The organism is Ruegeria sp. Ofav3-42 (assembly GCF_022347725.1).
GTDB lineage: Bacteria > Pseudomonadota > Alphaproteobacteria > Rhodobacterales > Rhodobacteraceae > Ruegeria.
Window position 1 is genome coordinate 510,360 of record NZ_JAKRGB010000001.1, and the last position, 14,622, is coordinate 524,981.

Below are 14,622 nucleotides of genomic sequence, written 5' to 3' on the forward strand. Positions count from 1 at the left end.
GGGGCAACCCGATCATCTGATTGTCCCGCGCGCCCGGGCGGACTGCGCGGGAAGTTTCTCGGTCTCAGGCGTCCAGCGCGCGACAGTCCTGCGCAAGCCAGCCGATTTCGACTTCCTGCCCCGGTGACAGCCTGACAGCGTCCGGAGCGTTTCGGGTCTTGATGATGAAGTCGTCATTGCCCGCGACCGACAGACGGAAACGGAAAACATCACCCATGTAGATGAACTCTTTCACCGTTGCCTTCAATGTATGCGCGTCCGCGTGCAGGCGGTCCTTGTTGAACTCAACCCGCTCGGGTCGGATCGACACTTTGGTCCGCTCACCAGCCGCGTGCACATTCACCGGTTTGGCGTCAATTTCAGATCCGTCGTCCAGCGCCACAACACAGGTGTCTCCGTCAATCGATTTAACAACGCCTTCCAACGTATTGTTTTCACCAATAAACTGCGCGACAAAGCTGTTTTCTGGCTCTTCATACAACAGATCCGGCGGCGCGAGTTGTTGAATGCGCCCGTCATCGAACACCGCCACCCGATCCGACATCGTCAGTGCTTCGGTCTGGTCGTGCGTCACGTATACGGTCGTGATGCCCAGATTGTGCGCCAGACGCGTGATTTCAAACTGCATATGTTCGCGCAGTTGCTTGTCGAGCGCGCCCAGAGGTTCGTCCATCAGAACCAGCTCGGGTTCGAAAACAAGCGCGCGGGCCAGCGCGATCCGCTGTTGCTGACCGCCCGACAACTGCGCCGGTCGGCGACTGCCAAAGGCCCCCATCTGAACCATGTCCAGCGCGCGCCTGACTTTTTCTTCCCGCTCGTCCTTGCCGATTTTCCGCACTTCCAAAGGAAAGGACAGGTTCTCGGCCACAGTCATGTGTGGGAACAAGGCGTAGTTCTGAAAAACCATGCCAATGCCGCGCTTATGCGGAGGGATGTTGTTGATTGGACGCCCGTCCAACATGATCTCGCCATGAGTGGCTGTTTCAAATCCTGCCAGCATCATCAGGCAAGTCGTTTTACCCGACCCCGAGGGCCCAAGCATTGTAAGAAACTCACCCTTTGGCATGGAAAGGTTGAGGTCTTTTACAACGAGGATCTCACCATCATATGATTTTTGGACATGCTGAAACTCGACGAACGCTGCGTCATTTGACATTTACCGAATTGTCTCCCCTGTGCGGTCCTTGCCTGCCCGGTTCATCCGGATCTCAAAGACCTGTCCGCCCCATTTAAGGACATGCGGGGCGCAGCACGCAACCAAAATATGTCACTCGTGTAACGATTGAGGTTCACCGTGCGTAAATCTCAGTCACAGTTCAACTTGCGCATGTGCCACGCAAGGCTTTGATTGCTGGACAAAACCGGTTTTTGCAACCGGTCCTGGACCTCACCCAGAACATCAAAAGTTCTTAAATTTGTGCAGCTTATGAAAACAGCCTCAACCGATTTTTCCTGACCAAGTTTCATTGCCGCATCGATCACGGCCTGCCGGGAAATTCGGGCAACCATAGCCTCTTCGGCCTCGCCGAATGTACCAAAAACATCCATCGAAATGCCGTTTCCCGCAAAGGCATCTCGTAAGGGATCGTTCACTTCTTCGATGTAAGGAGACAACAGAGCGAACTTTCCGACACCGAGGTCGTGGGCACAGGCAGACGCAGCCCGCAAAGGGTTTGTGACAATCGCCGCATCGCAGGTCTTTTGCACCATTCTTTCGACCTGCTCTGACCCGATGACAGAGCTGGCCGAGGTGCAGCCATATCCCACGACCCTGTAAGGCCTGGTCTTGGGCAGCAATTCCGCCGCAGCCGGCAGTGCCTTTTCCATATCCGCCAAAGTGTTGGTCGTCACTTCTTTTCCGCTGGGAATTCTGGACACGTAAATCGGGCAGGTCCGGTCCGAAAAATACGCGGCGAACTCGGGTTCCAGCGTTTCGTCGGTCTGCAAAACGATCAACCCCATCGGTGATGCCGCCGGGTCGTCTGCGTCGATTGAATAGGGTAAGCGCGTCATATCTCGGGCAACTCCAGTTCCGCGCGAGGGCTTATAAAGCGGGGCGCCTCCTCGGTTATGACAATGTTTTCTTCGTGAACGAGAATTTTCCCGCCAACGGCGATCCCCGGCTCGAGGGTCAGAACCATTCCGGGTTCCAGCACCGTGTGGTCGGTCGGAATCAGAGAAGGCCACTCCGTCAGCGACATACCCAGTCCATGCCCCAAACGCCCCGCCCCGGTATCGGCATCGTGGCGCGAAAGGACCGAGTTCATAGCATGAAACAGATCGGCGGCAGTCGCACCTGGACGGGCGATGTCAAATGCGGCATCCGAAGCCTCAATCAGCGCTGAGTATGCACTCCGAACCTGCGAACTGGCCGGGCCGATCGACCAGTTGCGGTCGTAATCGCTGAAATACCCATCCCAGACCAGACCGGTGTCCAGCATCAGAACGTCGCCTTGCTGCAGCAGCGTATCAGCTGCCGGAGAAATCACGTCAGTGTAACCTCCCTGCTCCGCGCCGCCAGCAAGGTACGGTACCCAATCCGCGCCTTCCTCAAGACACAACATCTGGAACCGACGGAAAACTGCATCCAGCCCATCGCCCTCACCAGCTATTTCGGGAACGCGTTGAAATGCGCGTCCGGCAATGGCACAGGCCGTTTCGATTTTGGAGATTTCGGCGGGCGATTTGACCATGCGCAGCGCCCGGACGATTCCCTCATCGCCACACAGATCGCGCTTATCCACTGCCTCCTGCAGTCGACGGAAATCTGCCAATGGCATACGGACGTGTGTTTCATGTCCGTCGGGCAAACCGATTCTGCCGTCCGTTGGGGCAACTTCGCGCAGGGCATCGGCCAAAAGGCTAACGCCATCATCAGTCAAATCCGGAGCGGCCCAGGTACGGATGTCGTCTATCCAGGTATCCGCCATAAGCGCGGCCCCGATCGACGGGATTACGGCGATTGGCTTGCCGCTGGCGGGAACGATCAGGAACCAAGGGCGTGTCGGACTTTCCCAAAAACGGGTCAGGTAACCCGTGAAATATCGGATTTCGGGTTCCGTCGTCAGTAACAGCGCCGAAAGCTGGGCGTCGCGCATCATACTCTGCGCGCGTTCCGTCCGCGTGGCGAATTCTGACGCGTCGAACCCCCTCATTCAGCGACCTCGGAGAGGATGCACAAGACCCGCGCGTCCGGGCCAATTCCCAAAGCGGCGCGCACATCGGCGTTCATGACGGCAGCGACCCCAGCCCCTCCGGACGCCGTTGTGGTAATGCCCGCATTCGCCATTGCGGGAAGCGCGCGCGAAACTTCGTCATCGCTCAGTGTCAGGAAACTGTCCGCATCACGGGCCAAACCGTTCAATGCAATCAGAGAAGGTTCCTTGCAGTCCAGACGCCCCATGATGCTGTCCGGGCCATCCGCGAATATACAAGCGCCTGCGTCGATACTCGCCTGCAGCGCAGGTGCTGCATCAGGTTCAACCACGATGATCTGAGGCTCATCGTCCCAAACCTTGCGCGCATAAGCAGCCACCGCCCCGGCCATACCGCCGACACCGGCCTGCAGCATGACATGTGTCGGTGTTTGAGGACATTGCTCGGCAGCTTCGGCGGCCATCTTCAAATAGCCCTCCATCAGCGTGTACGGCAACTCATAGTATCCGTCCCATGAGCTGTCTGACAGCAAAGTCCATCCGTTATGCTGCGCGGCCTCGCTGGCTGCATCCATACTGGCGGCGTAGTCTGCGCCGCTTCGCACAACCTCAGCACCTTGAGCCCGCAGGCGATCTGCAAAACTCTCGGGCACGGTTTCCGCAATGTAGACAACAGCTTTCGCGCCGAACTTCTTGGCACCCGCCGCGACGCTTAGGCCATGATTTCCCGCACTGGCCGTTACATATGTGCGGCCAGACAATGTGGCGATATCTGGTGCCTCGGCCAGATCTGCGGCGTGACGGGCAATGACATAGGCCGCCCCCAGCGCCTTGAACGACCCCATATTCATCCGGCTACGTTCATCCTTGATCCACAGGTCTGCGACCTCGGCCAATCCGTCGACCCGAACCAAAGGGGTTTCGCCAGACGGCAAACAGCGCGTCATCAAGTCCGAGGCACGCGCCACATCGGTCGAAGGAAACGGTGCGCCATCGATCAGCTTTGGACCGCCGCGGTAGGGGTTGGATGAGATTTTCAATTTGGTGTCTTCCCTGTGATGCCCATTGACGTGATCGCATTCGTCAAGTTCTGTCAACAAAACTCGCCCCAGACAGGAGCTCAAAATGCCCCACCCTGATCCGGCTTTCAGCCGTGCCGAGTACGACCACAGATTGGCCAAGACGCGTGCCGCCATGTCTGCCGCGGGACTGGACGCGGTGTTTGTCGAGGATCCGTCGAACATGGCGTGGCTGACCGGTTATGAAGGCTGGTCATTCTATGTGCACCAAGGGGTTCTGATTCTGCACGACGCCGACCCGATCTGGTGGGGTAGAAATCAGGATGCCAACGGGGCGCGTAGAACGGTATGGATGGCGGATGATCGAATCCGTGGCTATGCGGACGAGTACGTGCAATCGACCGTTCGCCACCCCATGCAGGACCTTGCCGCGCTGATTGCAGATATTGGCCTGCAAAAAGGGCGCATCGGGGTTGAACTGGACAATTACTACTATTCGGCCAAGGCGCACCTGACGCTGATGGCAGAACTCCCCGAGGCGAAGTTGATCGATGCAAACGCGTTGGTGAATTGGCAACGCGCGGTAAAATCTGACGAAGAAATTGCGCTGATGCGAAAGGCCGCCCGGATTTCGGAACATGTCATTGACGGTGTTCTGGACCGCATAGAGCCGGGCATGCGCAAGAATGATCTCGTCGCACAAATCTACCACGATGCCATAACAGGCGTTGATGACGCTTGGGGCGATTACGCAGCCATCGTTCCTCTGCTCCCGTCCGGTGCCGACGCTGCCGCCCCACACCTGACATGGGATGGCGCGCCGTTCAAATCGGGTGAGTGCACGTTTTTCGAGCTATCCGGCTGCTATCGCCGATATCACGCACCGTTCTGCCGGTCCGTGTTTCTGGGTGATCCGCCCGATCATCTGCTTCGGGCCGAAGCGGCTTTGGTCGAAGGGCTGGAGGCCGGGCTGGATGCAGCCCGCGCCGGTAATCAGGCGCGCGACATTGCATTGGCGCTGGCTGCCCCTCTGGAGCGGGCCGGGATTGAACGCGGCGCGCGGTGTGGGTATCCGGTCGGCCTCAGTTATCCGCCGGACTGGGGTGAACGCACGATATCCCTACGCCCCGAGGATGAGACTGTTTTGGAGCCCGGCATGACATTCCACTTCATGCCCGGCCTCTGGATGGATGATTGGGGCCTTGAAATCACCGAGTCGATCCTGATCACTGAAACCGGGCCTGCCGGGTGTTTCTGTAGCCGTCCCAGAAAGCTGTTCGTTAAGCCATGAGTGTACAAAAATCCAAAGAAATCCTCGCCGACCTGATCGCCTTTGAAACGGTGTCTGCGGACTCGAATCTGGACATGATCGGTTATCTGACCCAACGGCTGGAAGCGCTGGGTGCGCGCTGTATCGAAACCCGTGACGAAACTGGCAAAAAGGCCAATGTGTTTGCCACGTTAGGACCGGACATGCCGGGCGGCATCCTTTTGTCCGGCCATACGGATGTGGTTCCGGTGGCCGATCAGGACTGGACCTCTGATCCCTTTCAGGTGACCGAGCGTGATGGCAAGCTCTACGGCCGCGGCACTTGCGACATGAAGGGGTTCATTGCGGCCGCACTGGCCTTTGGCGAAACCCTGGATGCCAGCAAGCTGACCCAACCGCTGCACTTTGCCTTTACGTATGACGAAGAGGTCGGCTGTCTTGGCGCGCAAACCCTCGTCAATGATCTGTCCGAGCGTGGCATTGTCCCGGACATCGCCATTATTGGCGAACCCACCGAGATGCGGGTGATCGAGGGTCACAAGGGCTGCTTTGAATACACGACTCGGTTCACGGGATTGGAGGGGCACAGCTCGGCCCCGGATGACGGCGTGAATGCTGCGGAATATGCCGCGCGCTATATCGGAAAGCTGTTGGAACTGCGCCATATCCTCAAGTCGCGAGCACCAACCGACGGCCGGTTCGAGCCGCCCTGGACAACAGTCAATATCGGACAAATCTCAGGCGGCGTTGCGCACAATGTCATCGCCAGCAAGGCAGAGGTCGCGTGGGAGATGCGCCCCGTGCAGGCCAGCGATGCGGACCTCGTCAAAAGTACGCTCGCCGACTACGTCGAGCATTCTCTGCTGCCCGCGATGCAGGCGGTTCACAGCGAGTCAAGCATCACGCAAAAAGCCGTCGCCGAGGTCGAAGGCCTTGAACCCATGGAGGAAAACGCGGCCCGCGATCTGGTTGCAGAACTGACGGGCGCGAATGGAACCGGTGTCGTCGCCTTTGCGACCGAAGCCGGGCTTTTCCAGAAACTGGGCGTGCACGCGATCGTGTGCGGACCGGGATCTATCGCACAGGCGCACAAGGCGGACGAGTTTTTGGAGATCGAACAGTTGGACCTGTGCTGCCGAATGCTGAACCGGTTGGGACGCCGCCTGATGGGTTAAGCGGTCCCGTGCGAGCGGTCGTATTTTGACCGATCCGGCTGCACATGAGCGGCGTGTGCGTCTTCGCCGGGGTCATAGACCTCCATCAACAGCGGATAGCAGGCCGCTACGTCCGAGGAGTGCTCAGACGAACAATCCCCGCCGGGGCACGCCGACAGCCCGACAATCAGGTCAATCTCAGCGTAGAACTCAAGGTAATCGCCGGGCCGAACCGGGCTGGCCTTCATGAAATACTGGCCGGTGTCACGCGTGAACCCTGTGCACATGAACACGTTCAGCACATCATGCACCAGCATTTCCGCCTCGTGCAGCGGCAAGTTGCAGTGACTTGCCAATGCGCGCGTCAGGTTTGAGTGACAGCAGTAGTGATAGTCGTCACCTGAGAGCAGACGACCCGTATACGGATCACACCGCGTCCCGATCACGTCATGGACCGAGCCGCCGTAGGCGTCAAATCCATACCAGTCCAACGTATCTGCAACGATGGTTGCCATGGGCCGCATGTTGGGGAAACTCGACCACATCCGATCACCGGTTGACAGGTGTGTGCCATGCAGAGCGCGGGTTTTGCCGGAGTAGAACCGCTCAGTCAGGTCGTGTTTGTTCCACATGTTCAGGTCACCGACCTGCGGTCCATCCACCGAAACCACTCGGACAAAAGCACCAGCCGGAACCTCGATACACGCCGCGTCGCGGGGCGCCGCGGTGACTTCCGCGGTCTTGGTCGCGCCCTCGCGAAGTTTTTGCAAAGCGCCCAGATCAGGCTGCCTCAGTGTGTCTGGCGGATAACAGATAACCGGTGTGATCGCCTTGCGTTCCGACGCGTCTTGCGGCGGCGGGAAGTTTGGTTTTGCAAGTTTCATAAGCGCCTCCCTTCCCGGCCTAAAGCCCTGCTTTTGCGAATCTCTAGCGCATTACGAAAGGGTTCGCCATCGGCTCTTGCGCCGTGCTGATCCAGGTCGTCTTGGTTCTGGTGTAATCCAGTATCGCCTCAACCCCGGCCTCGCGACCATATCCGGACTGATTGAACCCGCCAAACGGCGCGATCGGAGAGATCGCGCGATAGGTGTTCACCCAGCAGATCCCGGCCCTGATCCGCTTGGACACACGATGCGCCCGCGCAAGGTTTTGAGTGAAAACTCCGGACCCCAGCCCGTAAGGCGTACTGTTGGCCAGAGCGATGGCCTCTTCTTCGGTATCGAACGGCAGTAACGACATCACCGGCCCGAACATTTCAATTTTCAGCGTTTCGGTCTCTGGCGACGTACATTCGACCAAGGTTGGCGTCATGTAGTTGCCCGGGCGATCTGCGGTTTCTCCGCCAAAGTGGATCACAGCACCCTGCGCCTGCGCCTTGCTCAGAGTGTCCTCGATCTTGCGGACCTGCGCCGCCGTGCACAGCGGGCCGACATGGGTTTCTGGGTGCAGAGGATCGCCCAATCGGATGTTACCAGCCTTTTCTGCGATCCGTTCAATAAGCGGCTTCAGGATAGACCGATGCACCAACCCGCGCGTACCTGCCACGCAACTTTGGCCTGACGCGCCAAAGTTTCCAGCAATCAAGCCATTGGCCGCGCCGTCCAAATCGGCATCTTCGAACACGAGGATCGGCGACTTGCCCCCAAGCTCCAGCGACGTGACGGCGAAATTCTCGGCCGAGTTACGCACCACGTGACGCGCAGTTTCCGGCCCTCCGGTAAAGGCGATACGGTCGACATCCGGATGCCGGGTCAGCGGGATGGCGCAGTTTTCTGCGTCCCCGGTGATGACCGACACAACGCCGGGCGGGAACCCGGCCTGTTCGATCAGCTTTGCAAATTCCAGCATCGGCGCTGGCGCGACTTCTGATGCCTTTAACACCACCGAGCATCCAGCTGCCAATGCCGGTCCCAACTTGGTCGCAGTCAGGAACATCTGGGCGTTCCACGGCACAATCGCAGCGACAACGCCAATCGGTTCGCGTGTGGTAAAGACATGCATGTCAGTTTTGTCGATAGGTAAAACTGTCCCTTCGACCTTGTCCGCAAGCCCGGCATAATAGCGGTAGTAATCGGCAACATAGCCGGTTTGCGCTGCCGTTTCCGCCAACAGTTTACCGCTGTCAGTCGTCTCCAACTCACCCAGACGAGCGGCATTCTCAGCCACCAGATCCGCGAGCCGGTAAAGCAGTTTTCCTCGCTGGGTCTGCGTCATATCCCGCCATTCGGGATCGTCCAGAACGCGTTTTGCGGCTGCGATAGCCCGAACGACATCCCCGGGTGCAGCGCAGGCGAATGTGGCCCATCCCTGACCTGTCGCCGGGTTTTCGGACGTCATGATCTGCGCGTCTGATCCTTCGGTCCACACACCATCGATGAAAAGCTGAAAATGCGGTAGGTTTCCCATGATGGTCCTCACTGAAATGCCGGCATGACGTCGTCGATGAACCGCGCCAGCGAGGCGCGCTTGCGTTCGTTGGTCATGCCACTGTCGACCCAGAACGAGAACTCATCATAGCCCAGATCCTCGTATCGTTTGATCCGGTCGATCACCTGCTGAGCGGTTCCGACGGTCAAATCATGCGCCAGTTTCTCGTTGGTATACATCGGGTTCGCGTCCAATTCGGCCTCAGAAATCGGTTCGATCAAACCCTGCTGGATCGGTCGCTTGTTCAGGAACCACGCGCCGAAATAGTTGTAGTACCGGCGCAGGTCCTGCACGCCCTGTGCCACGTCCTCATCGTCTTTTCCAACATAGGTGTGATGCAGCAGCATGATCTTGGGGCGGGGTCCCGAGAAGCTGTCGCACGCATCATTGAACCGGCCCACAAGGGTTTCGATCTCTTCCATGCCCTGCCACAGCGGCGTGACCTGGATATTGAACCCATTATGGACCCCGAACTCATGGCTATTGGGGTCACGCGCGGCGATCCAGATCGGCGGACCGCCATCCTGATAGGGTTTCGGGGCCGAAGTCGCGGCCGGGAAGGCATAATACTCGCCCTCATGGGTGCAATCACCCTGCCAGATCTGAGGCAACAAGGGTGTTGATTCACGCATTCTCTGCCCTGCTTCCCAGGCATCCATCCCCGGCATCAGGCGTTCATACTCAAAGGAATAAGCGCCACGCGCCACGCCCAGCTCAATGCGCCCCTTCGTCATTTGATCCGCTGCGGCTGCCTCGCCCGCAAGTTTGATGGGGTGCCAAAACGGAGCGATAACCGTCCCCGTCCCCAACCGCACGTTGCGTGTGTGATGCGAAAGATCGACCAGCGACAGGAACGGGTTCGGCGCGATGGTGAACTCCATCCCATGATGCTCGCCCGTCCAGACCGCGCGCATTCCTCCGTCGTCTGCCATTTTCACCAGGCTGACGAACTCATCATACAGAACGTCGTGCGGCTGGTCCGGCGTCAGACGTTCCACATGGGCAAACAGTGAAAACTCCATCAAATGGCTCCTTTACCGAAAACTGTGAATTTCGCCGCGCTCTGCGTCGCCCAGATAAAGCCCGAAATCGCCTTCGCGGGCTTCAACGGCAAAGCGGGTCATCATGTGGTGGATTCCCTGGGTGGTGTAGGTCAGATCAGGCAGGTCGCTGACACTCACCCATTCGGCACCATCTGTCGGAGTGTTCCGATCAGAAGAGGCCAGAAAGAACGTGTAGTGCAGGTTCGTTTCGGTATCGTTGAACGAAGAATAGACCTGTTCGATCTGCGCGTTGATGCCGCGTCCGGACAAACCCTCAGCCAGCCTGTTGCGCTGCCCACCGGGTTCGACACCGGCGATCTGTACCGGTCGCAGTGCTCGGTCGTTTCGTTCCAGCAGCACCTTGCCGTTGGCCTCGACAATCGCCCCGCAGACTGTGGGCACCTTGGCGTCCATCTCACGTTCGAGGCCAAGGCTGAAATAGGATCCGTTCACGTAACCAAGACCGTCGCCCCTAGCGTGAGTGAACGCATTGACCTTGCCGATCAGGACCGTGTGATCTCCGGCTGGGATTGCCTGATGCGTTTCGCAGCAGAACTGGGCCAATGCGCCATCGATCAGAGGCAACCTGTGATGGCCCTCGCTATGCGCCGCCTTCGCGAAACGATCGCCTTTGAAACCCGCGAAAGTGTTCGACACGTCTTGCTGTCCGTCGGCCAGGATGTTCACGGCGAAATGCGTACAATCGGCAAATATGTCGTGGCTCGACAAAAATTTGCCGGGGCACACAAGCAACAAGGGTGGATCGAGGGACACGGACGAGAATGAGTTGGCGGTAAATCCAACCGGCGCCCCGGATTTATCACGGGTCGTAACAACAGTTACACCAGTCATGAAATTGCCGAACGCGTCGCGCAGGGCGCGGGTGTCGATTTCTGTCACGGCAGGCACCTCCGAACAAACCTCAGCAAACTGGAATTGACCTCGAACGGATGCGTCATGGGCATCATGTGCGCCGCGTCTGCGATGACCTCTGCCTGCCCTTTCGGCGCCAAGCGGGCCATGTCACGCGACATCCGGGGCGTCGAGTTTGGCTCTTCCTCGCCGGTCACAAACAGAGCAGGACACTCAATTTGCGCCAATTGCGAATCTGCCAGCCCATCGCTTTCTGCGAAAACGGTGTAAGCCGCCTTATACCCGGCCGGATTGGCCTCCTTAAGCCAACGCGAACAGGCGGCACTTTCTTGTGACGGTTTGCCACCGAACCAACGCTGCAACGTCGCAGTCGGGTCATTCGTCCCCGTGTCATCCAACGCAGCAGCGCGTGACAACACAGCCTGTCTGGATTCCGGCGAACGTCGGTAGACAGCGTTCAGCGCCGCCACACCTCTCACATGTTCATGGCCGGACGCTGCGATATTCAATGCAATCAGTGCGCCCATGGAGTGGCCGACCAGAACGACCGGTTCGGTCAATAACTCGCTGACTGGACGCGCATAACCTTCCAACCCGATGGGGTCGCGAAACGGAGATTCCCCGTGCCCGGGCATGTCGAGGCATAAGACTCGATACCCGGCCGAGCTGAGTGCATCGATCTGCGCGCCCCAGGCTTCAGCCCGCAATCCAACTCCGTGGAGTAGCACCACAAGCGGACCCTGGCCCGCCTCAATTGCGGCCAGATCGCCGATGTCAGACCGAGGCCGGGTTGTCCACGTCATGGCCCAGATCCTTCAAATCCTGATAACGGTCTCCGATACGGTGATGCGGGCGGCCCGAGGTCGCGCCCCCCAAAACCACGACAATCTCGTCCGCGCGCGGAGCATCGGGAATGGCAAACTGCAGCGTCAGATAATGTGACCGGCGGCCCGCGTCATTCTTGTCCATCAGCGGAACCATGATCGGTGCGTTCGCTGCACCCCGGGTGTTTGTGAAGGACAGGTAAGATTTGGCACCAACCGCTTGCCGGAAGATGTTCCCGAAATGCAGGGTGTGGATCAGGCCCGAGGCATGTTCGACCTCTCCGTCCAAACCCACAACCGCGGCTTTTCCATAGGCTTCGATTGCCTCGCCGTCTCCGGCAAGCGCGATCATCCGGTTGGTCAGCTCTTGGCCAAGGATCGGGCCATAAGCCAGGATTTCCGGGCGCAGGTCCTCGACGTACCGGCCTGCCCAAGGATTGGCGACAACCGCCGCCACGGCGAACATACGCCACGGACGGTCCGCTTTGCGATACCCTTCGACAAACACTTCCTCATCGAATGTCACGACTTTTCGAATTTCCGGCTGCACGGTGTCCCCCAATCTTGAGTTTGGGAAATATCTTTTACCGGCCTGCTCTTTGACAAACGAAAGAAGTTGGGTCTTAGGTATTAACAACACTACTAGGTAACTTTCAGATGCCCAAAACCCTGCCGCCACTGACATGGTTCCGATCCTTCGAAGCTGCGGCACGGAGGCTCAGCTCAACCGCTGCGGCGGATGAAATCGGGTTGACCCAATCCGCTGTCAGTCAGCAGATCAGATCGCTGGAATCGCGACTTGGTGTTGTGTTGTTCCACCGGCATCCGCGCGGCCTGTCGCTGACGGATGAGGGTCGCAAACTGCTGCCTCAGGTCGAAGCCGCGCTTAAGATGCTACAAAGCGCCGCCTCGCCTTATCTGACCGAAGAGCGCGCGCGGCACGTCACTGTGGCGGCCTCAATCAGTGTTATTGAATGGGTGATCTCTCCGGCGCTGCCTATATTCCATGAACAACACCCAGACACGTCAGTGCGATTCGTCAGTACAATCTGGCCGGATGAGTATTCTGCGCTTCGGGCGGACGTTGAAATCCGGTTCGGATCGAAAAAACAGGTCGGGCGGGACGCGCTTCCGTTGAAGCCCAACCACCTTATTGCAGTTACGGCGCCGGGTCTGAGTGGAGAGTTCAGGGATCTGCCCCTAATCGAAGCCGTAGGGACATCAGACAACTGGACCTCTTGGTCCGAGGCCACGGGCCATTCTATCCACGCACCGGCGTATTTTGTCGATTCCTATGGCTTGGCCCTGCAATTGGCCTCGACCGGCAACGGGGTTGCACTTGTGAATTCTTTGGTCGCGCAAAACGCCCTCAATGCAGGTCAGGTTGAGCGCATGACCGATGCATCCGCACCCGCCACCGAGGGGTATTTTCTTGCCACGCAAGGCGCGACGCCCGAGACTGATGCATTCGTTTCATGGTTTTTGCAATTGATCCCTGAAACAGCGCCAGAAAGGGTCTGATTCAGACATACCGATGTCGCATCTGAGGATATCGCACCGCACCAAAATAGTGAATTCTGGCGAAAAAGGTCCGATTCATGCGATATTCCGGCTTTCGAGTCATCAAAGAGGCGCTTACCGGCCACAAAGGGTGGAAACCGGTCTGGCGCGACCCTGAACCCAAGGCCCATTACGACATCATCGTCATTGGCGGCGGTGGCCATGGGCTTGCGACTGCCCACTACCTGTCCAAGGTCTACGGCCAGCGCAACGTCGCTGTTGTCGAGAAAGGCTGGATCGGCGGAGGCAATGTCGGGCGGAACACTACGATCGTTCGCTCGAACTACATGCTGGACGGGAATGAGCCGTTCTACGAATTCTCAATGAAGCTGTGGGAAGGGTTGGAGCAAGACCTGAACTACAACGCCATGATGAGTCAGCGTGGGATCATCAATCTGTTCCACACGGACGGGCAGCGCGATGCCTACACCCGACGCGGCAACGCGATGATCCTGAACGGGGCGGATGCCGAGTTGCTGGATGCCGATCAGGTTCGTAAGGAACACCCCTATTTGAATTTTGACGACGCGCGTTTCCCGATCAAAGGCGGGCTGGTGCAGCGACGCGCGGGTACTGCGCGCCATGACGCTGTCGCATGGGGGTTCGCCCGTTCGGCAGACAGCCACGGCGTCGACATCATCCAGAATTGCGAAGTCACTGGCCTGCGCATCGAAAACGGCAAATGTCTGGGCGTTGAGACGTCGAAAGGCTTTATAGGTGCGAACAAAGTAGGCTGTGCAGTTGCGGGCAACTCTGGCCGGGTGATGGGCATGGCGGGGATGCGCCTGCCCATTGAAAGCCACGTTCTGCAGGCGTTTGTATCCGAGGGTTTGAAACCCGTCCTGCCCAGCGTCATCACCTTTGGCGCCGGCCATTTCTATGTCAGCCAATCCGACAAAGGCGGTCTTGTCTTTGGGGGCGATATCGACGGCTACAACACCTACGCGCAACGCGGCAACCTGCCCGTGGTTGAAGACGTCTGCGAAGGTGGCGTTGCCCTGATGCCGATGATCGGCCGCGCACGCCTGTTGCGCATGTGGGGCGGCGTCATGGACATGTCGATGGACGGCTCGCCCATCATCGACCGCACCTCGGTCGAGGGTCTCTATTTCAACGGCGGTTGGTGCTATGGCGGGTTCAAAGCGACCCCGGCATCAGGCCATTGCTTCGCCCACCTGCTGGCGAAAGATGAACCGCATCCTACCGCGACCGCCTACCGTCTCGACCGGTTCCGCACGGGCCGCATGATCGACGAAAAAGGCGTGGGCAATCAGCCCAACTTGCACTGAGGGGAGCA

General features: G+C 58.6%; 14 protein-coding genes. 4 read left to right on the forward strand and 10 right to left on the reverse strand.

All coding sequences use genetic code 11. The annotated features are described in order from the left end of the window. Positions 1-64: 64 nt before the first annotated feature. The 4 genes from MHN28_RS02535 to MHN28_RS02550 form a co-directional block, all read right to left on the reverse strand. Positions 65-1,156, reverse strand: a complete 1,092-nt coding sequence (locus MHN28_RS02535; RefSeq protein WP_239335582.1) for an ABC transporter ATP-binding protein — start codon at positions 1,154-1,156, stop codon at positions 65-67. A gap of 149 nt (positions 1,157-1,305) precedes the next feature. Continuing rightward, a complete protein-coding gene (locus MHN28_RS02540) occupies positions 1,306-2,013 on the reverse strand; it encodes an Asp/Glu racemase (RefSeq protein ID WP_239335584.1) in 708 nt (235 codons plus the stop codon). Then, on the reverse strand, positions 2,010-3,155 hold the full coding sequence (locus tag MHN28_RS02545) for a Xaa-Pro peptidase family protein (RefSeq protein ID WP_239335592.1): 1,146 nt from the start codon (positions 3,153-3,155) through the stop codon (positions 2,010-2,012). Before MHN28_RS02545 ends, MHN28_RS02540 begins: the two co-directional genes overlap by 4 nt. Beyond that, positions 3,152-4,195 (reverse strand): pyridoxal-phosphate dependent enzyme, encoded by a 1,044-nt coding sequence (locus MHN28_RS02550; RefSeq protein ID WP_239335700.1) that lies wholly within the window; start codon positions 4,193-4,195, stop codon positions 3,152-3,154. The genes MHN28_RS02545 and MHN28_RS02550 overlap by 4 nt, the downstream gene beginning before the upstream one ends. Positions 4,196-4,280: 85 nt before the next feature. Between MHN28_RS02550 and doeA the strand changes: the two genes are divergently transcribed. Beyond that, positions 4,281-5,465, forward strand: a complete 1,185-nt coding sequence (doeA, locus tag MHN28_RS02555) for an ectoine hydrolase DoeA (protein ID WP_239335594.1) — start codon at positions 4,281-4,283, stop codon at positions 5,463-5,465. Then, positions 5,462-6,619, forward strand: a complete 1,158-nt coding sequence (gene argE / locus MHN28_RS02560; protein ID WP_239335596.1) for an acetylornithine deacetylase — start codon at positions 5,462-5,464, stop codon at positions 6,617-6,619. Before doeA ends, argE begins: the two co-directional genes overlap by 4 nt. Here argE and MHN28_RS02565 read toward each other — a convergent pair. The 6 genes from MHN28_RS02565 to MHN28_RS02590 are packed head-to-tail and all read right to left on the reverse strand — an operon-like array spanning position 6,616 to position 12,315. Next, positions 6,616-7,482: a DUF1989 domain-containing protein gene (locus MHN28_RS02565; RefSeq protein WP_239335598.1), complete on the reverse strand. Its 867-nt coding sequence runs from the start codon at positions 7,480-7,482 to the stop codon at positions 6,616-6,618. The two genes, argE and MHN28_RS02565, sit on opposite strands and share 4 nt — an antisense overlap. Before the next feature lie 43 nt (positions 7,483-7,525). Then, the gene (locus MHN28_RS02570; protein ID WP_239335600.1) at positions 7,526-9,004 is read right to left on the reverse strand and encodes an aldehyde dehydrogenase; all 1,479 of its coding nucleotides are present in this window, start codon (positions 9,002-9,004) and stop codon (positions 7,526-7,528) included. Between the two features lie 8 nt (positions 9,005-9,012). Next, positions 9,013-10,047 carry an LLM class flavin-dependent oxidoreductase gene (locus MHN28_RS02575; protein WP_239335602.1) on the reverse strand — a complete coding sequence of 345 codons (1,035 nt, stop codon included), beginning with the start codon at positions 10,045-10,047 and terminating at the stop codon, positions 9,013-9,015. Between the two features lie 12 nt (positions 10,048-10,059). After that, a complete protein-coding gene (locus MHN28_RS02580; RefSeq protein ID WP_239335604.1) occupies positions 10,060-10,968 on the reverse strand; it encodes a flavin reductase family protein in 909 nt (302 codons plus the stop codon). Next, entirely contained in the window at positions 10,965-11,744 is a 780-nt protein-coding gene (locus MHN28_RS02585) for an alpha/beta fold hydrolase (protein WP_239335606.1), read from the reverse strand. Before MHN28_RS02585 ends, MHN28_RS02580 begins: the two co-directional genes overlap by 4 nt. After that, positions 11,716-12,315 (reverse strand): amino acid synthesis family protein, encoded by a 600-nt coding sequence (locus MHN28_RS02590; RefSeq protein ID WP_239335608.1) that lies wholly within the window; start codon positions 12,313-12,315, stop codon positions 11,716-11,718. Before MHN28_RS02590 ends, MHN28_RS02585 begins: the two co-directional genes overlap by 29 nt. A 107-nt stretch (positions 12,316-12,422) precedes the next feature. Here MHN28_RS02590 and MHN28_RS02595 point away from each other — a divergent pair, with 107 nt between their 5' ends. Together MHN28_RS02595 and MHN28_RS02600 are read left to right on the forward strand one after the other, a co-directional pair. After that, positions 12,423-13,286, forward strand: a complete 864-nt coding sequence (locus MHN28_RS02595; protein ID WP_239335610.1) for a LysR family transcriptional regulator — start codon at positions 12,423-12,425, stop codon at positions 13,284-13,286. Positions 13,287-13,363: 77 nt separating this feature from the next. Further along, on the forward strand, positions 13,364-14,614 hold the full coding sequence (locus MHN28_RS02600; protein ID WP_239335612.1) for a sarcosine oxidase subunit beta family protein: 1,251 nt from the start codon (positions 13,364-13,366) through the stop codon (positions 14,612-14,614). Positions 14,615-14,622 lie beyond the last annotated feature (8 nt).

Excerpts from the sequence above, each read along its gene's own strand:
- MHN28_RS02595 (WP_239335610.1), top strand. The coding sequence starts at position 12,423 with ATGCCCAAAACCCTGCCGCCACTGACATGGTTCCGATCCTTCGAAGCT.
- MHN28_RS02585 (WP_239335606.1), bottom strand. The coding sequence starts at position 11,744 with ATGACGTGGACAACCCGGCCTCGGTCTGACATCGGCGATCTGGCCGCA.
- doeA (WP_239335594.1), top strand. The coding sequence starts at position 4,281 with ATGCCCCACCCTGATCCGGCTTTCAGCCGTGCCGAGTACGACCACAGA.
- MHN28_RS02575 (WP_239335602.1), bottom strand. The coding sequence starts at position 10,047 with ATGGAGTTTTCACTGTTTGCCCATGTGGAACGTCTGACGCCGGACCAG.
- MHN28_RS02570 (WP_239335600.1), bottom strand. The coding sequence starts at position 9,004 with ATGGGAAACCTACCGCATTTTCAGCTTTTCATCGATGGTGTGTGGACC.
- MHN28_RS02535 (WP_239335582.1), bottom strand. The coding sequence starts at position 1,156 with ATGTCAAATGACGCAGCGTTCGTCGAGTTTCAGCATGTCCAAAAATCA.
- MHN28_RS02545 (WP_239335592.1), bottom strand. The coding sequence starts at position 3,155 with ATGAGGGGGTTCGACGCGTCAGAATTCGCCACGCGGACGGAACGCGCG.
- MHN28_RS02600 (WP_239335612.1), top strand. The coding sequence starts at position 13,364 with ATGCGATATTCCGGCTTTCGAGTCATCAAAGAGGCGCTTACCGGCCAC.
- argE (WP_239335596.1), top strand. The coding sequence starts at position 5,462 with ATGAGTGTACAAAAATCCAAAGAAATCCTCGCCGACCTGATCGCCTTT.
- MHN28_RS02540 (WP_239335584.1), bottom strand. The coding sequence starts at position 2,013 with ATGACGCGCTTACCCTATTCAATCGACGCAGACGACCCGGCGGCATCA.
- MHN28_RS02565 (WP_239335598.1), bottom strand. The coding sequence starts at position 7,482 with ATGAAACTTGCAAAACCAAACTTCCCGCCGCCGCAAGACGCGTCGGAA.